Origin of the sequence: Bradyrhizobium sp. (assembly GCF_027451485.1) — a bacterium.
GTDB lineage: Bacteria > Pseudomonadota > Alphaproteobacteria > Rhizobiales > Xanthobacteraceae > Bradyrhizobium.
Genome location: NZ_DAIDJE010000209.1, coordinates 1 through 3,041, shown reverse-complemented (window position 1 = coordinate 3,041; position 3,041 = coordinate 1). Strand labels below are relative to the sequence as shown.

Annotated in this window: 4 protein-coding genes; 3 read left to right on the top strand and 1 reads right to left on the bottom strand. The window is 59.7% G+C overall.

The annotated features are described in order from the left end of the window. The 3 genes from NEZ08_RS24890 to NEZ08_RS24880 all read left to right on the top strand — a co-directional run. Window positions 1–378: ABC transporter permease (locus NEZ08_RS24890; RefSeq protein ID WP_298113204.1), on the top strand; the 378-nt coding region annotated here is incomplete at its 5' end. Between the two features lie 2 nt (window positions 379–380). Beyond that, entirely contained in the window at window positions 381–1,127 is a 747-nt protein-coding gene (locus tag NEZ08_RS24885; protein ID WP_298113201.1) for an ABC transporter ATP-binding protein, read from the top strand. A 9-nt stretch (window positions 1,128–1,136) separates the two neighbouring features. Then, a complete protein-coding gene (locus tag NEZ08_RS24880; protein ID WP_298113199.1) occupies window positions 1,137–2,246 on the top strand; it encodes an ABC-type transport auxiliary lipoprotein family protein in 1,110 nt (369 codons plus the stop codon). A gap of 230 nt (window positions 2,247–2,476) precedes the next feature. Here the strand turns inward: NEZ08_RS24880 and NEZ08_RS24875 are convergent. Continuing rightward, a partial coding sequence (locus NEZ08_RS24875) for an ABC transporter permease (protein WP_298113197.1) occupies window positions 2,477–3,041 on the bottom strand: 565 nt, incomplete at its 5' end.

Genomic DNA, 3,041 nt, shown 5'->3' with positions numbered 1-3,041 from the left:
CTCGATCCGGTCGCGGTTTTGATCCTGCCGCGGGTTGCCGCGCTGGTGATTGCGCTGCCGATCCTGACCTTCATCGGGTCTATGGCGGGACTGTATGGTGGCGGGCTTGTTGCGCAGTTTTACGGCGACATGGCGCCGGCGATTTATATCGAGCGCTTGCATGAGGCCGTCTCGGTCACTTCCTTCAAAGTCGGCATGCTGAAAGCGCCTTTTATGGCGCTGGTCATCGGAATAGTAGCCTGCAGTGAAGGGCTGCGTGTGCAAGGAAGCGCCGAGTCGCTGGGCAAGCAAACCACAACGTCGGTGGTCAAATCGATCTTTCTCGTCATCGTGCTCGACGGATTGTTCGCGATCTTCTTCGCGTCGATCGGGATGTAGCCATGTTCGACGAGACCATTGCCATCAGCGTTCGCGATCTCGTGGTCGGGTTCGGCGAGCATACCGTGATCGACCATCTTTCTCTCGACGTGCGCGCGGGCGAAATCATTGGCCTGGTAGGTGCTTCCGGCGGCGGAAAATCCGTCCTGATGCGAACGCTGATCGGTCTGCTGCCCAAGCGGGGGGGCGACATCGTGTTCCAGAACGCCGAGGGTGTCCAACTTGCCCGCCGCGGCGTGCTGTTTCAGCAGGGGGCGTTGTTCTCCGCGCTGAATGCGCGGCAAAACATCCAGTTTCCGTTGCGCGAATCGGCGCATCTTTCATCCGCTCTGCTTGACGAGATTGCCAATGCCAAACTCGAAATGGTGGGTTTAAGTGCGGAAGACGGCGACAAGTTTCCCGCGGAGCTGTCAGGCGGAATGACCAAGAGGGTGGCGCTGGCCCGAGCGCTGGCGCTCGATCCTGCACTACTGTTCCTCGACGAACCGACATCAGGACTCGATCCGATCGCTGCCGGAGAGTTCGATGCGTTGATCAAGACGCTGCAGCGGACATTGCGCTTCACCGTCTTCATGATCACCCACGACCTGAACTCGCTTGCTGCAGTTTGCGATCGTGTGGCGGCGCTCGCCGACGGCAGGATCGTGGCGCTTGGACCACTGTCGACGGTGTTGGCCTCGGATCATCCCTGGGTCAGGGCTTATTTTCACGGCGCACGAGCGCAAATGCTTCACCTTGAAGCCAACTGAGAGAGAATCATGGAAACCCGTGCTCCCTATGTCATCATCGGAGTCTTCGTGCTGTCCGCAATCGCGGCCGTGTTCGGCTTCGTCTATTGGCTCAACAACACCGGGGGCATCGGCAAGCGCGACACCTATCAGGTCGTCTTTAATGGTCCGGTTCCGGGTCTGCTGGTGGGCGCGGCGGTTCTGTTCAACGGCATCCGCGTCGGCGAAGTGACCTCGTTGGAGATCGTTGCGGACCATCCCCATGACGTTCATGCGAGCATTGCAGTAGCCGAAAAGACGCCCGTGCGCGCTGACACCAAGGTTGGGCTCGACTTTCAGGGACTGACCGGCGTGCCGGTCGTCGCCCTAGAGGGAGGCGAAAAAGCCTCGGCACCGCCGGTGCAGGGCGCTCTCATTGCCGAACAGGGCGCGGGCCAAAGCATGACGCAGGCCGCGCGCGATGCGCTGCGCAAGGTCGACAAGGTCTTGTCGGACAACGCCACCCCGCTTCACGACGCGATCACGAATTTGAGCACTTTCGCGCAGGGACTTGCACGCAACACCCCGAAACTCGACGGTATCGTCGCTGGCCTGGAAAGAATGACAGGAGCCACCGCGCCCCCGCGCAAGGTCACTTACGACCTGCGCGCCATCGACACGTTTCAGTCTCCGAAGGTCCCCCTGGAGGCGGGACTGGTCATCGCCGAGCCCACAGCGACGGCTCGCCTTCAAACACAGCGCTTCCTGTTTGCTTCGGACGAGGAGGCACATGACGCATTCGATAACGCGCAATGGAGCGACAGTATCCCGGCGCTGGTCCAGGAAAAGCTCCTACAAAGCTTCGAGAACTATGACATTGCGCACGCACCGGTACGAGCTGATCCTGCGAGTCCGGCGGGCGGAACCCGGCTTGTCACCGATCTACGGCAATTCGATATCTCATCCGAGCCTCATGCCAAGGCAATCATTGCTCTTTCGGCAAAGGTCATCAACGAGGCAGGGGAGGTCAAGGCCGCCCGCATCTTCGAGGCTTCGGCGCCGATTGACGAGATGACGCCGGCGAAAGCCGTATCGGCCTTTGATCAGGCATTTGCTGAACTCGGCCGTAACCTAATCGCCTGGACCGCCGCGGTGCGCTGATGATGCGCGGCCCTGTGTCAGGTCGTTACGAATAAATCCTCCCTGCGATGCCTGTGGTGTAGAAAGGACAAAGGGCCGCGGCGCAAACGCGCGGCCCCTCGGATCAGCTCCTCTATCGAGATGATTGATCAGAATGTCACCGCCAAGCGAGCAGACCGATCATGTCTGAGGTGCGTGTCAGCTTGATCTTCTGCAAGAGGATTGATGAATTCCGCTTGCTCAGCTCTTGTTTAAGCCGCCGCGGCGGTAAGAGCCGAGCGGAAGCGAAGCAGCGATAGCCCGAGGAACAGCGAAGCGATGGCGGCAACGGCGACAAATTCAGGCCAGACCACGTCGAGGCCCGCACCTCGATACAAAATGGCCTGGGCAAATGAAACAAAATGGGTGGAAGGAGAGGCCTGCATGGCTATTGCGAGCCACCGGGGCATGCTTTCAAGCGGCGTGGCATTCCCTGACAGGACATTCATCGGAACGGCAACCAGCATGTAGAGCAGGCCGAGTTGGGGCATCGATCGGGCAATCGTGCCGAGGAAGAGGCCGATAGCGGTAGCAAAGAAAAGATAGAGGACCGCGCCGAACATGAAGAGCGGAATCGATCCCGGGATTGGAATACCCAGCAGCAGACGAACGACGAAATAGAGAGACAGGCCTGACGCTACGGCAATCACGAGGGCATTGGCCCAGATCTTAGACATCGCGATTTCGAAGGGGCTGAGAGGCATGACCATTAGATGGTCCATTGTTCCATGCTCACGCTCTCGCACCAGGGCCGCGCCAGCGAGGATCATAGCCAGG